General features: G+C 69.9%; 10 protein-coding genes. 4 read left to right on the top strand and 6 right to left on the bottom strand.

Annotation, left to right across the window (positions count from 1 at the left end; all coding sequences use genetic code 11):
- Window positions 1–36 precede the first annotated feature (36 nt).
- Window positions 37–1,218 carry an NAD(P)/FAD-dependent oxidoreductase gene (locus tag ASG69_RS13135; protein WP_082544681.1) on the bottom strand — a complete coding sequence of 394 codons (1,182 nt, stop codon included), beginning with the start codon at window positions 1,216–1,218 and terminating at the stop codon, window positions 37–39.
- 189 nt (window positions 1,219–1,407) lie between these two features.
- On the opposite strand from ASG69_RS13135, the gene ASG69_RS13130 reads away from it, so the two are divergent.
- The 3 genes from ASG69_RS13130 (at window position 1,408) to ASG69_RS13120 (ending at window position 4,746) form a co-directional block, all read left to right on the top strand.
- Window positions 1,408–2,415 (top strand): daunorubicin resistance protein DrrA family ABC transporter ATP-binding protein, encoded by a 1,008-nt coding sequence (locus ASG69_RS13130; RefSeq protein WP_027504945.1) that lies wholly within the window; start codon window positions 1,408–1,410, stop codon window positions 2,413–2,415.
- A complete protein-coding gene (locus ASG69_RS13125) occupies window positions 2,412–3,215 on the top strand; it encodes an ABC transporter permease (RefSeq protein ID WP_056448383.1) in 804 nt (267 codons plus the stop codon). The genes ASG69_RS13130 and ASG69_RS13125 overlap by 4 nt, the downstream gene beginning before the upstream one ends.
- A gap of 73 nt (window positions 3,216–3,288) precedes the next feature.
- Window positions 3,289–4,746, top strand: coding sequence for a DUF2079 domain-containing protein (locus tag ASG69_RS13120; protein ID WP_056448380.1), 1,458 nt, complete (start codon window positions 3,289–3,291; stop codon window positions 4,744–4,746).
- A gap of 4 nt (window positions 4,747–4,750) precedes the next feature.
- On the opposite strand, the gene ASG69_RS13115 is transcribed toward ASG69_RS13120, so the two are convergent.
- The 5 genes from ASG69_RS13115 to recC form a co-directional block, all read right to left on the bottom strand.
- Entirely contained in the window at window positions 4,751–5,713 is a 963-nt protein-coding gene (locus ASG69_RS13115; RefSeq protein WP_156380524.1) for a hypothetical protein, read from the bottom strand.
- A gap of 46 nt (window positions 5,714–5,759) precedes the next feature.
- Window positions 5,760–7,205 carry a hypothetical protein gene (locus ASG69_RS13110; protein WP_056448372.1) on the bottom strand — a complete coding sequence of 482 codons (1,446 nt, stop codon included), beginning with the start codon at window positions 7,203–7,205 and terminating at the stop codon, window positions 5,760–5,762.
- Between the two features lie 203 nt (window positions 7,206–7,408).
- A complete protein-coding gene (gene recD, locus ASG69_RS13105; protein ID WP_056448551.1) occupies window positions 7,409–9,277 on the bottom strand; it encodes an exodeoxyribonuclease V subunit alpha in 1,869 nt (622 codons plus the stop codon).
- A gap of 5 nt (window positions 9,278–9,282) precedes the next feature.
- The gene (locus ASG69_RS13100) at window positions 9,283–12,597 is read right to left on the bottom strand and encodes a UvrD-helicase domain-containing protein (protein ID WP_056448367.1); all 3,315 of its coding nucleotides are present in this window, start codon (window positions 12,595–12,597) and stop codon (window positions 9,283–9,285) included.
- A gap of 54 nt (window positions 12,598–12,651) precedes the next feature.
- The gene (gene recC / locus ASG69_RS13095) at window positions 12,652–15,987 is read right to left on the bottom strand and encodes an exodeoxyribonuclease V subunit gamma (protein WP_056448364.1); all 3,336 of its coding nucleotides are present in this window, start codon (window positions 15,985–15,987) and stop codon (window positions 12,652–12,654) included.
- A gap of 157 nt (window positions 15,988–16,144) precedes the next feature.
- Here recC and ASG69_RS13090 point away from each other — a divergent pair, with 157 nt between their 5' ends.
- Window positions 16,145–17,542: an aspartate ammonia-lyase gene (locus tag ASG69_RS13090; protein ID WP_056448361.1), complete on the top strand. Its 1,398-nt coding sequence runs from the start codon at window positions 16,145–16,147 to the stop codon at window positions 17,540–17,542.
- Window positions 17,543–17,546 lie beyond the last annotated feature (4 nt).

Below are 17,546 nucleotides of genomic sequence, written 5' to 3'. Positions count from 1 at the left end.
CCTCACCCCGCCGACGCGGCGGGGTGAGGGTGGTCGTCAGATCGCGCCGTGCAGGGACTCGTCGTCGCGCTTCTCGCCGCTCTTCAGCATCTCGCGCGCGGTGTCGAGTCCTTCCCACACGTTCCACATCAGCACACCGCGGAGCACGGAGTCGTCGTCGAGGTAGTACACGACACCCTCCTTGCCTGGCGTCTTCCAGTCCTCGACCGTCCTGAGGTCGGTGCTCATCGTGCCCACCGCCTGGTAACCGTTGTCGAACACGTCGGAGTAGAAGTACGGCGTGTACGTGTACGGCTCGGTGGAGCCGGCCATGATCTTGCCGACCGTCTTTCCCATGCTGTTGGCATTGTCCACGTGCTCGATGCGACGACGGCCCAGGATCGCGTCGGGGTAGTTGGCGACGTCGCCCGCGGCGTAGACGTGCTCGTCCGCCGTGCGCAGGAACTCGTCGACCACGATGCCGTTGTCGACGTCGAGCCCCGACTGCTCCGCGAGGTCGGTGTTCGGCGTCACGCCGAGCCCGAAGACCACCGCGTCGGCATCGATCGTGGAACCGTCGCTGAGGGTCAGCGACACCGCATTGCCCTGCTGCGCACCGGAGTCGACCTTGACACCCGTGCGGACCGTGACCCCGTGGTCCTCGAAGTCCTGCTGGAACACCGACGCGAGGTCCGCGGGGAACATATGGCCGCCCACCACGTCGTCACTGCTCACCAGGGTGACGGTGACCTTGTTCTGCGCGAGCGCCGCGGCGATCTCGGTGCCGATGTAACCACCGCCCACCACGACGATGTGGGTGCCCTCCGTCGCCAGCGCCCGCAGGCGCCGGTAGTCCGCGAAGGTGCGGAAGTAGACGACCCGCTCGGACGGACGCAGGTCCAGCGTCGTCGGGGTCGCCCCGGTCGCCAGCAACAGCGATCCGTAGTGGTGGGTGTCCCCCTTGTCGGTGGTCACCGTGCGGGCGTCGCGATCGATCGACGTGACCGTCGTCGACAGCACCAGCGTCGCACCCGTCTCCTCGGTGCCCAACGGCACCTCGTCGGTGGTGAACTCCGCGTCGGTCCACAACTTCTTGCTCAGCGCGGGGCGGGTGTAGGGACCGTCGACGTCGGAGCCGACGACGAGGATGGTGCCGTTCTCGTCGTGCTCGCGGATCCCCTTGGCGGCGTTGTCGGCCACCATTCCTCCACCGACGATGACGTAGTCGTACTCGGACACGTTGTACCCCTCTTCATGAGCCGTGCGCGCCGACCGAGTCAGGCCGCGCGTCACCTGCACAGGGAGTAGCCGATGCGGACTCCGCGGAAACCCGACCGTGTCGTACCTGCGTGCTGTGATGAGTTCCGACGCTCGGCCGAGTCACATCCGACGGGCGCATCGTCGTGTCACGTCCGGAAGGGAAGTCTCATGGCCTCACGCAGTTCGGGTGCCACTGCCATCAGCGCGGTCGGCCTCGTCAAACGGTACGGGGGCGTCGACGCACTCGACGGTCTCGATCTCGAGGTGCCCGAGGGCACGGTCATGGCACTGCTCGGGCCCAACGGAGCCGGGAAGACCACCACCATCCGCGTGCTCACCACACTGCTGCGGGCCGACGCCGGCACCGCACGGGTGGCGGGCCTCGACGTCGTCGCCGACGCGGCGGAACTCCGCTCACGCATCGGCGTCTCGGGGCAGTACTCCGCGGTGGACGAGTATCTGACGGGCTTCGAGAACCTCGACATGGTCGGCCGGCTGTACCACCTCGGGAAGAAGCGCAGCCGTGATCGGGCACGTGAACTGCTCGAACGGTTCGACCTCGTCGAGGCGGCCGACCGGCCGGTCAAGGGCTACTCGGGTGGGATGCGCCGACGCCTGGACCTGGCGGGCGCCCTCGTCGCCGATCCACCGGTCCTCTTCCTCGACGAGCCCACCACCGGGCTCGATCCTCGCGCCCGCCTCGAGCTGTGGTCGGTGATCGAGGAACTGGTGCAGGGCGGGACGACCCTGCTCCTCACCACCCAGTACCTCGAGGAAGCGGACCAGCTGGCCGACGAGATCGCGGTGATCGATCGTGGTCGCGTCATCGAGCGCGGCACCGCCGACGAACTGAAGTCGCGAGTGGGCGGAGCCAGGCTGGAGTTCGCCTTCGACACGGACGGCGATCTGACGACGGCGCAGGGCGTCATGGAGCGTTTCGCACCGGGTCAGGTCACCTCCGATGCCGCGTCCCGGCGGCTCACGGTCGGTGCGGACGACGGGACCACCACGTTCGTCGACGCGCTGGTCCTGCTCCGCGAGAACGGCGTCACCCCTGCCGACGCCTCGCTGGGCAAGCCCAGCCTCGACGACGTCTTCCTCACTCTCACCGGCCAGACGTCGACCCGGCCCGACGCGGCCGATCAGCAGCCCAGCGGACAGGAGACGGCCCGATGAACTCACCCACCACGGCGCTGAGCGACGGCGCGACCATCGCCCGACGCAACCTCATCAAGATCAAGCGCGTCCCCGACCTCATCGTCTTCACGCTGCTGTCGCCGATCATGTTCGTCCTGGTCTTCGCGTACATCTTCGGGTCGGCCATCGAGATCCCCGGCATGTCCTACCGCGAGTTCCTCATCGCCGGCATCTTCGCGCAGACCGTCATCTTCGGGTCCACGTGGACCGGCCTCGGGCTCGCGGAGGACATGCAGAAGGGCATCATCGACCGCTTCCGCTCCCTGCCCATGGCTCCGTCCGCGGTGCTCGTCGGACGGACCAGCAGCGACATCGTCATCAACGTCATCAGCCTGGTCGTGATGTCCCTGACCGGTCTGCTGGTCGGCTGGCGCATCCGGTCGTCGTTCTGGGAGGCCGCGGCGGGATTCGGGCTGCTGCTGCTCTTCGCCTACGCACTGTCCTGGGTGATGGCGGTGATCGGACTGTGGATCCGGACGCCCGAGGTGTTCAACAACGCCAGCTTCATCGTCATCTTCCCGCTGACGTTCATCGCCAACACGTTCGTGCAGAGTCAGGATCTGCCCGGGATCCTGCAACCCATCGCCGAGTGGAATCCTGTCTCCGCCATCACGCAGGCGAGCCGGGTGCTGTTCGGGAACACGAACCCGACGATGCCGCCTCCGGACGCGTGGCCACTCCAACACCCGGTGCTCGCGACGGTGGGATGGTCGATCCTCATCCTGGTCGTCTTCGTACCGTTCGCCATCCACCGCTACACCAAGGCGGTGAGCCGCTGACGTGCTGAGCCGGGGCGGCCACACCTCGCGTTCACAGCCTGATCACACGAAGTTCGTGTAGAAATTATCTCCTGTGACGGCAACCAGACCTTCTGCGGAGACTGCAGCGGCCGCCCCGTCCGGCGGGGCGCGCCGACCGCAGGAGATGCTGCGTCGCGCCCGCCGCGCGGACATCGCGGTCCCGGCGATCGCCTTCCTCCTTCTCGCCCCGCTCTACAGCGCACTGTCCGTGGTCGGTCAGCACCAGCTGCGCACCTCCGGTTTCGACCTCGGCATCTTCGTGCAACAGATCGCCTCGTACGCACGCCTCGACGCGCCGACGTCGGATCTGCTGGGCACGGGCTACAACACGCTCGGTGATCACTTCTCTCCGATCACCGCACTGCTCGCGCCCTTCTATCGACTCGCCCCTGTCCCCGAGACCCTGCTGATCGCCCAGGGCGTCCTGTTCGCCGTGGGTGTCGTGCCCCTCTCCCGGTGGGCGTGCCGCAGCCTCGGCACCGTCGCGGGCATCGTGGTGGCCCTCGGCTACGGACTATCGTGGGGCCTGCAGTCGGCACTGAACTTCGACTTCCACGAGATCGCCTTCGGCGTCCCGATGCTGGCCTTCGCCATGGCAGCGCTCGGCCAGGGGCACTGGCGTGCCGCGGTGGCGTGGACGCTCCCGCTCGTCTTCGTCAAGGAGGACATGGGGCTGACCGTCATCGTGATCGGCGCCCTGATCGCCTGGTGGACCACGGGCCGCACACGGATTCTGGGCCTGGCGACGGCCGCGTGGGGCGCGGCGTGGATCGTGCTGGCCATCACGGTGGTCATACCGCTGCTGAGCGCCGACGACGCCTACGGTCAGGGCTCGAAACTTCCGCCCCTCGGTGAGGGCATCGCCGACACCACACACGGTCTCGTCAGCGGGGACTCGCGCGCCGCGACCGTGCTGCTGCTGTTGGCCGTCACCGGCTTCGCAGCACTGCGGTCACCGTTGACGCTGGTGGCAGTACCCACCGTCGCATGGCGGTTCCTCAGCGACAACACCAATTTCTGGAAGCCTATCTTCCATTACAACGCGATCCTGATGCCGATCCTGTTCGCCGCGTTGATCGATGCACTCATCCGCGGTCGGCGTGACATGCACCTGTCACCGCGTGCCCAGAGGGTGGTGCTCGCCGCCGTCGCCGCCGTCGCTCTGGTCGCGCTGCCCTTCCAGCCGCTGGCTCGGCTCGCCGACGCCGAGGGGTGGCGCGTCGACCCGCAGGTGACCACCGCGAGAGCCGTGTCGGCATCCATACCGCCAGGGGACCGCGTGTCGGCCTCCAACAACCTGGTCCCACAGTTCGTGTCCGACCACCCCGTCTCGGTGTTCCCGCAGCGGGAGACCGATTCCACGACACCGGACTGGATCGTCGTGAACATCGGCCGGCCCGCCGGGTGGCCCAAGGACGAGTCGGGCGACAACACGGCGATCAGTGCAGCTCTCGCGGACGGTTACTCGGTCGTCTCCGACGTGAACGGCATTCTCGTACTTCGTCGGTGACGGGTCAGCGTCCGGGAACGGGATTCGTCCAGCCCGGGTCGGGTGCCGCGTGCCGACCTTCTCCGGACGGCTGCACCGACTGCGGCGCGGTGTCGCTCGCCGACGGCGGAGCCGGGTTGCTCACCGACGGCGGAGCCGGGTTGCTCACCGACGGCGGAGCCGGGTTGCTCATCGTCGCAGCTCTCGGCGACGGCTGACGGGGCTCGTCGTCGTCACCGGGAGGCGGCGACGGAGGATCGATCGGGTCGCGATCCGGATCGGGGCCGGTGTGCGGCCCATGACCACCGGACTGCACCTGGGGAGTGGCGGGGAGCGGCGCGGGGCCGGGACCCGGTGTCGGGTCGGGGCGCGACGGTGCGGGGTCCGGCTCGGGAACCGGTGCCGGCGCGGCAGGTGCCGTGACGGCCGGCGTCGGCGCGGGAGCCTCCTCGACCTCGACGACGTCGGCGACGTCGTCGACCACCGGAGCCGGGGCCGTCGCGGGGGGCGGCGGTGCCGTGTCGACCGGCGGCGCGACCGGCTCGGGTGCCGTGACCGCCGGGGCGGGCGGCGTGACGCCGGGGATCTCGAACGGAAGCGGCGGAAGCTGGAAGACGAACGGTGCCGGCGCCGGCGCGGTGCCGTTCTGCACGGCTGCGGCCTGGTCCTCTCGCCGCTCTCTCCGCTCGTCGGCTTCCTGCGCCGCGAGGTCGTCGGCTGCCTGCTTCGCTTCCTTCTCCTGGCGTTCGCGTTCCGCGTCCTCTGCCGCGCGCTCCTTCTGCGACAACTCGTCGCGACGCCTGCTCTCGGCGACCTTCTCCGCCGCCGTGTTCGGTTCGTCGTTCACCGATGTCGGGGCAGCGGACGCCGCGGGTGCGACGAGGACGGACGCGCAGGTCACCAGCCCCCAGGCACCCACCGCCATCGCACTCGCGGCGAGACCGGATCCCACTGTGCGTCGGCGGCGTACGGGCGCGCGGTGCGTCATCGTGTGTCTCTCTCGAGTCGTGGCGGGAGGAGGGCCGGAAGACGGGTCACGGAGCGGGACAGACGCCGGCGCAGTCGATCTTGCGGACGATGGCGAAGCCGTCGTCGTCCTCCCGCACCGTGAACTGCTGGTCGTACCGGAACTCCCGGCCGTCCGGAACCGTGAGTGTCAGGACGGCGTCGAAGACGAGCGGGTCGGAGGTGGGCGCCACGTCGATGCGGTGCCGTATCGCCGGGTCCACCGCGTCGATGGATCGCTGCAGATCGGCCACCGTGGCGTCCACACCGGCCGTGTCGGACAGATCCCAGAGCGCTGCGGCCGCTGCGGCGTCGCGATCTCGGTAGTACAGATCGTCGTAGCGCACGATCACGGCGGGACCACTCGCGCGGGCCGCATCGATCGGCGTCGGCGCCGCCGACGCGGTCTGATCGGCCGCGTCCGCACCGACACCCGCGGTGGCGACCGGCACCGGTGCGGAATCCGCGGGGGCGCGCTGCATCATGACGGCGGTGCCGAGTCCTCCCGCGACGAGAAGGGCACCGAGGGCGGCGAGGGCGGGAAGTCGCCCGTTGCGACGACTCGGCCGGGTGTCGGCAGAGCGCGCGCGCAGTGTCGCCGTCGTGCTGTCGAAGGAGGGTGTGTGGTCGTCGGCGTGCAGACCCGGGTGCGCGTCGGGAACGATCGGGCGTACCGGCCCGCGCGTCCGCATCACGACGGCGGCGACGTGCGACCAGGCGCGGCGAACGTCCGCATCGGAGTCCGACGTGGACGGCACGTCCAGCACGGTGCGGACTCCCGCATCCCCGAGCACGCGTCGCAGATCCGTGGAGCCGGATCGCGAACCGGCATGTACCGCATCGTGTTTGACGACGACGATGCGGTCCGACCAGGTGTCGCGGCCGCTGCCGCGGAGCGAGTCCATCAGCGCCACGACGCGGAGTGCGGCAGCCTCGGAATGGGGAATCGGGACGACGATCGAGTCCGCGTCGTCGATCATCGCGGCGAAGTACGGCTCGTCGCTGCGGGCGTGCACGACGACCGTCTGCCGGTGGTGTGTCAGGACGGTCAGAACGTCCTCGATGGCGTGCGGGTCCTGCAGCGACGCATCCGCTCCGAGAGCATCGTGCCCTTCGGGCCGGGTGTCGACGTAGTGGGACAGTGCTCGCGGATCGCACTCGGGCGCCACCAGGGCCTCGACGTCCTCGGCGATCTGCGCGGCGGCACCGTGCCTGGTGGCCTCACCGGCCAGATCCCAGGCGATCACGCCACCTGGCCGACGCTCGCCGACCGCTGCGGACATCCCGGCCAACGCATCGGTGCCGAGATCCTCGCCGAGACCGATGTCGGCGATCACGATGCGGTGTCGGACGGGGAGAGCGCCGGACAGGACCCGCCGATCCTCGCTCTCGGTGGTCCCGGGGTGCGAGCCGAACAACCCGCGGCGATGCGGTCGCGGTTCGTGTTCGACGCCCGGGGTGAGGAATGTGGACACTAGGCGAGCTCGTCGCGGCTCGGTGCCGAGGTGGACCGGACGTCGGGCAGGTGGTGACGACTCCTCATACCCTGTCCCCCGTCCTGTTTTCACCGCCTGTAACGGTCCCCCCGACCGCAGTCGAGGAGAATATAGCGCACACGCACGACATGCGGGCAGTGCTCGGACAACCGACTGCCACGAGACGCCGCGCGCGCGGTGGATCAGGAGTGACCGAAGGGCACCGGCGAGTCGCGACGTAGTCCGCTGGCCCGCAGCACCCGGCGACGGACACCGGCGCGCACCGACTCCTCGCTGCCGATGATGCGCACGGTGCGGCGGGCGCGCGTGATGGCCGTGTACAGCAGTTCCCTCGTCAACAGCGACGACGTCTCGTCCGGGATGACCACCGAGACGGTGTCGTATTGACTTCCCTGACTGCGGTGAATCGTCATGGCGTACACCGTCTGCACGGCCGACAGCCTGCTGGGATGAACGAGGAACGGAGTCGACCCGCGCGCGAACGCGGCGACCACGCCGCCGTGTCCGTCGTCGACGACCACGCCGGTGTCGCCGTTGTAGATACGGTTGTCGTGGTCGTTCGTCGTCACCAGGAGCGGTTGCCCGAGATACCACTGTGCGGCGTCGAGGAAGGTCGAGGTGTCGGCGCCCACGCGGTCCATCGCCCACCGTGCCCAGTGATCCACACCGGAGGGGCCCTCGCGGTGCGCGCACAACAGGCGGTGCCGCTCGAGAGCGGCGAGGGCCGCGGCCGCATCACCGGACGCGGCGGCCGCGGTCACGGCCCGAGCGGTGGAGACCACATCGCGTTCGAGCGACGACACGTCGGACCGCGGACCGAACTCGAGGGCGGGATCGCCCGAGTTCAGCAGGCGCACCACCTCGTCCTCGTCGCCGTCACGCACAGCGACGGCGAGATCGGCGATGACACCGCCGAACCGACGCCCGCGGCTCAGTCGCACGGCGCCCGCGGCGAGTCGGCGCACCTCGCCCGTCGAGAGACTCTTCTCCGACGAGTCCCCCGCCGCCGGGACGGACCCGAGGTCGGCGCCCACCAGGGCGGTGACCACCTCCGGCAACGCCGCCGTCACCGGCCGCGCGACCAGATCGGCCAACACCGCGCCCGCGTCCACCGAGGTCAGCTGGTCGGGATCGCCGACCAGTACGAGCCTGGTGTCGGCGCGGACCGCCTCCATGAGTCGGCTCATCAGCGTGGACGACACCATGGACGTCTCGTCGACGACGACCACGTCGTACGGGAGCCTGTTGTGTGCGTCGTGACGGAACCGACTGCGGCTGCCGGGCTGCCAGCCCAGCAGCCGATGCACCGTCATCGCCGGGATGTCGTCTCGCAGTCCGAGTTCCGGTGCCTGCTCGGCCACCGACTCCTGCAGTCGCGCAGCCGCTTTCCCGGTCGGCGCGGCGAGCCCGATCCGTAGACCGGGGCCGTGCACTGCGGTGAGCAGAGCGAGAATGCGCGCGACCGTGTGCGTCTTGCCCGTTCCGGGGCCGCCCGCGATGACGGTGGTCCACCCGGTCACCGCGAGTGCCGCCGCGATGCGCTGCCTGTCGGGCACCTCGGTGCTCGGGAAGTAGGTGGCCAGTCCCTGCCGCACCGCCTCCACGTCGACAGCCGGCGCGTCGAGTGCGCGCGCAGCCAGCACGTCCCGGATCACTTTCTCCTGCAGGTAGTACCGCTGTAGATAGAGCAACGGGCCGTCCGCGGTGTCCACCACGAGCACCGGTCGCAGCGGACCGCTCTCCCCACCCAGGACGAGTGGGCTCGCCCGGAGGGCGGCCACGACCGCCGCGTCGTCCGGCCACGGCAGAGCGTCCGTGTCGACCCCGTCGTCGGCCGTGACGTCGCGCAGGCGGGTCAGGTCCAGGCACACCGACCCGACGCGCACCGCGCGCACGGCGAGTGCCACGGCGAACAGCGCCAGTTCGTCCCGTTCCCCGCCGAGCGCGCCGAGTCGGAGGGCGACGTGCACGTCGGCCGCGGTGAGGACGCCGACGTCGTTGAACGCGCGCAGCACTCCCTTGCCGCGCTGCGCGACAGCGCCCGGGTACACCGCGGTCACGACCGGACTCCTGCGAGCAGATCGGACAGCGCCGTCACGAGATCGGGGGACGGCGCCCAGGAGAAGACCCCGCGCCCGGGCGGAGTGTCCGGGCCGATCATGCCTCGGACGAAATGGTACTGCACTCCTCCGAGGTGTACCCGGGGGTCGTATCCCGGTCGACGCCACCGCAGATAGCGATGCAGCGCAACGGAATAGAGCAGTGCCTGCAGCGGATAGTGCGACTCCATCATCTCGCCGGCCATGTCCTCGACCGTGAAGTCGTCGACGGTGAGGTCGCCACTTCTGATGCGATTGGTCTTGTAGTCCACCACCACGTAGCGGGAATCGTCGGACGACCCGACACGCAGGACCGTGTCGACACTGCCGGTGAGGTAGCCCCGGAGCGTCCGGTCGTCGAGTCGGCGCATCCGCTGCGGATAGGCCGCGAGCACGTCGTCCGAAGCGAGGTGGTGCGCCACGAGATCGGCGACGGCGTGCACGGTCACGTGCGCCGTCGCGGCGTGGTCACCGCCCGACAACGGGATCTCGAAGTCCATCTCGGCGAGCCTGTTCGACGGGTGGACCTCGGCGAGCGTGCCGGTGCCCGCCGCGCCGAAGTCCAGGGGCGTGCGCAGGACGGCCGTCAGCGCCCGAGAGAGATGATCCGCGTCGATGTCGGCACCGTGTGCCGAGACGGCCTCGACACACCGGCGCTGCACCTCTGCAGGCAGATCGTCGACGGAGGTGTCGACGTACTCGAGAACCTCGTGCACCAGGGTGCCGAACGCGGCTCCCGCGGGCAGACCGTTCATGAGCGAGGGGGCCCCCGCGCCCACACCTGCCGCGAACGGGTCCTCCACCGGTTCGTCGCCGAGTATCGGGTCCTCGGATTCGACGACCTCGACCGGCTGATCGTGCGCGCCCGCGGTCAGCGCAGAGTAGGACGTTCGCCGCCACGCGGTGTCCAGCCTCCGGTCGAAGTGCGCGACGGCCAGTGCGCCACCGCTTCTCTCGGACGTCCGCGCGGGCCGGGCCACCACCGTCACGTCCTGCACCGCCTCGACGCCGATCGCGCTGCCGCAGCGCGACTGCAGGGTCGTCGTCGCGGAGGCATCGTCCTGCAGGCGCACCGTCGACTCCGGTTCCGCGATGCCGGGCACTCTGCCGAAGAGCAGTCGATGCAACGGGGACGCCGCCGTGATCGCCGTCGGTGCCCACCACAGCACCAGACGGCACTGCGCGCGGGTCAGGGCGACGTAGAGGAGGCGCATCTCCTCGCCCGCCGCCTCCTCGTCGTGGCGCTGCTTGCGTTCGCGGTACCCCGGAGTGGAGGACCCACCGACGTCGCGCACACGCGCACCCTCGTCATCGTGGAAGAGCAGGGTGTCCGGATCGAACGATCCGGCGGCACCCCACGCGAACGGGACGTACACGATCGGGAACTCCAACCCCTTCATCGCGTGCACCGTGGCCACCTGCACGGCCTCGGCATCGCTGTCGAGCCGTCGGCTGCGGTCGGCCACAGCGCCGCTCGTGGGGTCCTGGATCCGGTCGGCCAGCCAGCGGGTCAACGAGGTCACCCCGTGTCCGCCCTCGAGCGACTCGCGCTGGACGAGTTGCGCGACGTGCCGCAGGTCCGTCAGATCGCGTTCACCGGATTCGGTTGCCAACAGACGTTTCTGGAGCTCGGTGGATCCGGTGAGATTCTCGACCATCGCCGCGAAGCCCACCCCTGTGACGAGCGCGGACCACTCGCGGCAGCGCGCACTCAGTGCGGAGGTCGCGGCGTCGCCACCCTCGTCGAGGCTGCGAGCCGACCATCCGAGCAACGGTGTGAGCGCGGCGCGCCGCACGACGTCGGCACGGTGCGGTTGTTCCAGTGCCTGCAGGAGCAGCAGCCAGTGCGCCGCGGACTCGGTGGCGAACACCGACGAGCCGCCGTACAGCACTGACGGCACGCCGGCGCGCTCGAGAGCGGACCGCACCTGCTCGGCCTGTCTGCCCGACCGGACGAGCACGGCGATGTCTCCGGGAGCGACAGGCCGCGGCGACGCGCCGTCGACCGTCAGCATCGCGTCGCCGTCGAGAAGCGCGACGATGTCCTGCGCGACGTCGTCGGCGATACGCAGTCGGACCTTCTCGGTGGCCGGGAGGCCCTTGTTGTTCAGCGGACCGGAGCCCGTTCGACCGAACACGCGCAGGCGCACTGGAGGCAGCGGGTCCCGCGTCGTGGCGGCCAGCAGCCGAGGTTCCCGGTGCGATGCCGTCACCGGAGTGACGACGATGTCGGGATGTCCCAGTGCGGCACCCTCGTACAGGTGCGCGAGCGAGCCGATCACGGCCGCGTCGCTCCGCCAGTTGGTGGTGAGTGCCAGATGCCGGTCCGCCACCGCGACCGCGTCGAGGTAGCTGAGCACCTCGGCGCCGCGGAACGCATAGATGGCCTGCTTGGGATCACCGACGAGAACCAGGGTGCAGTGCCCGTGGAACGCCCTCCGCAGGATGGACCACTGCAGCGGGTCGGTGTCCTGGAACTCGTCGACGAGCACCACCGTGAACTTCTCGCGGACACGCGCGCACGCGGCCGAGCCGTGCGTCTCGTCCGACAGCACGCCGTGCAGGAGTTCGAGGAGGTCGTCGAAGTCACGGACCCCGAGCCGCCGCTTCCGGCGCTCGGTCTCCTCCCGCGCCTCGCGGGCCACCGCGACCCGCTGACCGGCCGCCGTGTCGTCGGGAGCGTCCGGACTGAGCACGGCCCGCCGGTCCGAGACCGCGGCCCGGGCCACCGTGCGCGCCTGCGCGACGGTCAGTGGCGGCGAACCGACCTCTGCGCTGTAGCGACGTAGATACAGGTCGTCGACCACGTCGTCGACGAGATCGTCCACGGACTCGACGAAGGTCGCGTCCGGTTCCCGCTCACCCGCGATCCCGAGTCCGTCGAGCATGCGTTGGCAGAAGCTGTGCGTCGTGGCGATCGTCCCGGCGTCGAACTCCGACAGCGCCGTCAGCAGCCGAGTGCGCCGCAGCACCACCTCGTCGTCGTCGACGTCGGCGAGCAGTGCGATCAGCTCGTCACCGCCCGTACGGGCCGCCGACGGATCCGCCAGGGCGGCCGCGACCTCGGCGAAGCGTGCACGCGTGCGTTCGCGAAGCTCGCGCGTCGCGCCCTTGCTGAACGTCACCAGCAGTACGCCCGCGATGTCGGTGACGCCCTCGGCGACGTAGCGGGCGGCGAGGCCCACGATGGCGTAGGTCTTGCCCGTGCCGGCGCTCGCCTCGAGCACGGTGGTGCCCAGCGGGAGCGGCCCCGTCAGATCGAACGTGCTCATCGCTGCTCCATACCTTCGGGAGCGCTCATCGCTGCTCCATACCTTCGGGAGCGCTCATCGCTGCTCCATGCTCTCGTGGGTGAGCAACGGCTGCCACACTCGTCGCGCGAGCACACCGAAGCGCGTGCCGTCGGCCGACCACGCCGCCTCGTCGGCGGCCGGATGAATCGCTGTCCACTGCCCGAAGTCGACTCCGCTTCCGTGCACCAGAAGTACCGCCGGCTCCGTGACGTCGCCGAACCGATCCGAGAACTGCTGAGCTGCCGCCGTGAGGGCCATCTCCTCGCTGCTTCCCCGAACGACTCTGGCGGCGTACGCCTCCCCGGACTTCAGCGCCAGAGGCAGTGGCTCGCGCAGACCGCGGTCGCGCAGGTCCGCCAGCTCTGCCAGAACCGCGCGGGCGTCCTCGGGTGTCGTGAGGGTCGACCGCGACACGGGCCGTGAGGACCGACCCCGCGCGGTGGTGACCGCCGTCCACCCGTCCGAGCCACTCTGCGCCGCGACCGCCAGCAGGTGGATCCAGGCCTCCAGTCGCCGCTTCGGGGCCATCCTCGAATAGGACGTGCGCGCCACGGTGGTGCCGTGCACCCCGGGAACGGTGCCCGTGAGCCGCCGCCCCCCGTCCAGATCCACGACGACGTCCACACTCTCCGGCGGCCCGACGTGGATCTCGGCCGCCGCGTCGGCGATGGGCACCACGTCGTTCTCGATCTGCTCGAGCAGGCGCGCACCCTGCGCGAAGGGCGGCAGCGTTCCGCGGCGCCATTCCGCGGCCCGGAAGTCGGCCAGTTCCACACCGGTCAGGAGCGCCGACAGCATGCGCTCTCCGATGTCCCAGGCCGACAGCGCGTCCAGCTCCACGGCGAGGGCGTCGACGACGTCGTCGTCCCGCCCCGACAGACCCACCTTCAATCGCTGCCGCACGAATGCGGTGACGGGGCTCTGCACGAACGCCACCAGCTCCGCCAACGCCACGTCCGCGGAGTCTCGCGCTGGAAGCGGACCATCGAGGAACGGCTGCCGCGGAACGAAGGGAGCGCTCGCCGCCACCGCGCCCGCGAGCGCGGCACTGTCGAACCCGGCGGGAGCGCTGCCGTCGAAGATCGACGGATCGAACGGCTGCAGCGGGTGCCGTGTGACCGCGCGGTTGTTCTCGACCCCCGCCGTGGCCGCCACGACCTCGATGACCTCGGACAACGGGATGGCGGGAGGTTCGTGGGCACCCGACACCGGATTCGCCCCGGTGTGGAAGAGAACCAATTTCTCGCCGGCCGACATGAGGGCGTCGAGCAGCAGCTGACGGTCCTCGCTACGGATGTCACGCTCGCCGATCAGCGCACCGCGTGCGAGGACGTCGTCGCCGTCGAGGTGGCCGGCGCGTGGGAAGACGTCGTCGTCGAGCCCGAGCAACACCACCACCCTGTGCGGCACCGACCGCATCGGGACCATGGTGCACACCGTCAGTTCTCCGGTGCGGAAGTTCGATCGCGTCGGGCGCCCGGCCAGGCGATCGCGCAACATCGACCGGATGTCGGCGAGCTGCAGGGAGATGTCGTCACCGTGTTCCAGCGCGGCGGACAGTTCCCGCAGCGCGTCGACCCGATGTCGGACGTCGGCCGGCCCGACCTCGGTGAGCAGGTCGATCGCTCGGATCAGGCTCGCGCGCCACGTCCGGACTGGATGCTCGCCCCGCATACCGCGCAACACGACAGAGACCCGGTCGACCAGTTCTGCGTACCGACCGGCGAGATCGATGTCGTTCCCGTCGACGTCGTCCACGGGAAGGGCCAGGCCCAGCCAGTCCCCCGTGGTCTCGTCGGCAGCGGCGCCCAGCAGCAGTCGGTCCATGGCCGCGGTGAACGTGTTCTGACGAAAGTCGCCCAGGCCGAACAACTCTCGCTGCACAGAGTCGATGCCCCATCGCGCACCGGACACCCGTGTCCACTCGGCGAGCCGTTCGAGATCGTCGTCGGAGAAGCGGAACCGGGTCCGCACAGCCTCGGACGCAGCGAGATCGAGCATCTGCGACGCGGTGACGCGGTCCCCTGCCATCTCGATCATCGCCGCGATCACGTCGAGCACGGGATTGGTGCGCCGGAGCCCCCGATCCGCCAGCCGCACGCGGAGTCCGTGCGCCGGGTGCGCCGAGGGATCGCCCACCGCGCCCTCGTTCCCGAAGGCCGCTCGCACGAGCGGAGCGAAGGTGTCCACGTCCGGGCACATGATCAGGACGTCGCGCGGTTCGAGCGTCGGATCGTCCTGGAAGAGGTGCAGCAAGGTGTCGCGCAGCACGTCGACCTGCCGGGCGGGGCCGTGGCAGGCGTGGATCTGCACGCTGTCGTCCATCCCCGGGACGTCGGGCGCGGCCGGGGCGCGGTCGGCCACGATGTCGTTCTGCATCCGCCTCAGGACGGTCGTCGACGCCTCGACACGCCGCGCGTCGGACCGCTCCGGATCGGGGAGATGGCGGTCCGCATCTGCCGTCGGTTCGAGAAGCGGTTGCAACTCGCGCACGTCGCGGCCGAGGCTCACCAGCAGGGGATGACCCGCCGTCGACACCGGCGGCGCGTCGACACGCCGCACCGACCCGGCGCCCGCACGCCGGGACGTCGCAGCCCACGAGACCGGGCTGGGGTGTGGCAGCCACAGATGGACGTCGCGGTGATAGGCCACCGCCCGCAGCACGCGTCGCTGCAGGGTGGTGAGACGGGTCGCCCCGAACAGGGACAGGCGCGACGGAAGATCGAGCGTCGACCCGTCCTCGGCGAGGGTGTCGCAGACCGGGTCCAGTCTCTCCGCGGGGCCTGGCACCCCGATGCGCTCCCGCACCCGGCGCCACAGCTCCGCCTGCCACAGGAGATCCGGCGCGAGCGGGGCGCCGGCGCCGTCCGTGTCGGCACCGGCCGCCCAGTCGACGATCATCGAGGGCCGTTGTGCGGCATACGAACGGAAGAGCCCGGACACGTGGGACGCGGTGGACCAGCGTCGACCACGGCGGTGATCGTCGGGCGCCGCCGCCGCACCGCCGATGCTCCGGGAGAGAACCGAACACCAGGGTTCGGTCGAACACTCGTCGATCACGCGTAGGACAGTCCACAGCAACGGGCCCGCGGCCCACGGATCCGAGTCGGCGTCCACGCCCGTCACCACGGCCAGGACGTCGTCGACCAGGCGGCCGGGCGACGGGAAGTCGATGTTCGCCGCGATGCCGTCCGACACTCCTGCCGCCCCCAACGAGAGGGAGAGCCGTTGTCGGAGCCACCGCTCCACGCCCTTCGCCGGGACCGCGACGACGTCTGCGGCGAAGGCGTCCGCGAGGGGCTCGGCGAGCAGCGTCGCGAGACCGGTGGCCAACGTGCTCGCGCGTTCGGCGCGGTGGAGCTCGAGCACGTGGCCCTCCTGGAACGTCGTGGTGTCCCACCGACCGTGAGGTCCGGTGTCGACCCGACCGTAGCGCCCGGCTCCGACAGATCACCGTTGACATCCACTGTGCCGTGGTTCACACTCAACCTGTCAGACAGCCTGACAGCAAGCGAAGGAGAACGCCGTGGCCGCCACCCGTACCGAGCACGACCTGCTGGGAGAGCGCGAGGTGCCCGCCGACGTGCTGTGGGGCATCCACACTCTGCGCGCCACCGAGAACTTCCCCATCACCGGACGACCGATCTCGTCGAACACCAAGCTGATCCGCGCGCTCGCCGCCGTGAAGTACGCGGCCGCGGCGGCCAACATCGAACTGGGTCTTCTCGACGAGGTGCGCGGCGACGCGATCCTGCAGGCCGCCCGCGAGATCCTGGACGGCCGGTGGCACGACCAGTTCGTCGTCGACGTGATCCAGGGCGGCGCCGGCACGTCGACCAACATGAACGCCAACGAGGTCATCGCCAACCGCGCGCTGGTGCTGCTCGGCCACCGTCCCGGCGAGTACGCGCACCTGCACCCCAACGAGCACGTCAACCTCGGCCAGTCGACCAACGACGTCTACCCCACCGCCTGCAACATCGCGACGATCCTCGCGGTGGCCGAACTGTCCGAGTCGATGCGCATCCTGCAGGACGCCTTCCGCGCGAAGGCAGAGGAGTTCCGCTCCATCGTCAAGATGGGCAGGACCCAGTTGCAGGACGCCGTGCCGATGACACTGGGCCAGGAGTTCGGCACGTTCGCCGTCATGATCGACGAGGACCGCGCCCGCCTCGAGGAGGCGTCACTGTTGGTGCACGAGATCAACATCGGCGCCACCGCCATCGGCACCGGACTCAACGCCGCCCCCGGCTACCGCGAGGCAGCGGTCCGGCACCTCCGCGAGATCACCGCACTCCCCCTCGTCAGCGCGACGGATCTCGTCGAGGCCACGCAGGACGTCGGTCAGTTCGTGCATCTCTCGGGAGTACTCAAGCGGTGCGCCGTGAAGCTGTCGAAGGTGTGCAACGACCTTCGACTCCTCTCCTCGGGACCGCGTGCAGGGTTCGGCGAGATCGACCTGCCTGCAGTACAGGCTGGCTCGTCGATCATGCCCGGCAAGGTCAACCCCGTCATCCCCGAGGTGCTCAACCAGGTGGCCTTCCAGGTCATCGGCCAGGACGTCACCATCACGATGGCGGCCGAGGCAGGTCAGCTGCAGCTCAACGCCTTCGAGCCCATCATCATGGAGTCGCTCACCTCCGGCATGACGCACCTGGGTGCGGCCTGCCGGACGCTCGCGGACAAGTGCGTCGTGGGGATCACCGCGCACGAGGCCCACCTGCGAGACAGCGTCGAACACTCCATCGGACTGGTCACGGCACTCAACCCGCACATCGGATACCAGGCCGCCACCGAGATCGCCAAGGAGGCACTCGAGAGCGGACGAGGAGTCGCGGAGCTGGTGCTCGAACGCGGCCTCCTGACAGCGACACGTCTCGAAGAACTGCTCCGCCCCGAACATCTCGCGAACCTCCAGAACTGAGGAC

It is taken from the genome of Rhodococcus sp. Leaf225 (assembly GCF_001426145.1).
In the GTDB taxonomy this organism is placed as follows: Bacteria; Actinomycetota; Actinomycetes; order Mycobacteriales; family Mycobacteriaceae; genus Rhodococcoides.
Note: the sequence above shows the minus strand (reverse complement) of the source record. Positions and strands in the feature narration are given on the sequence as shown.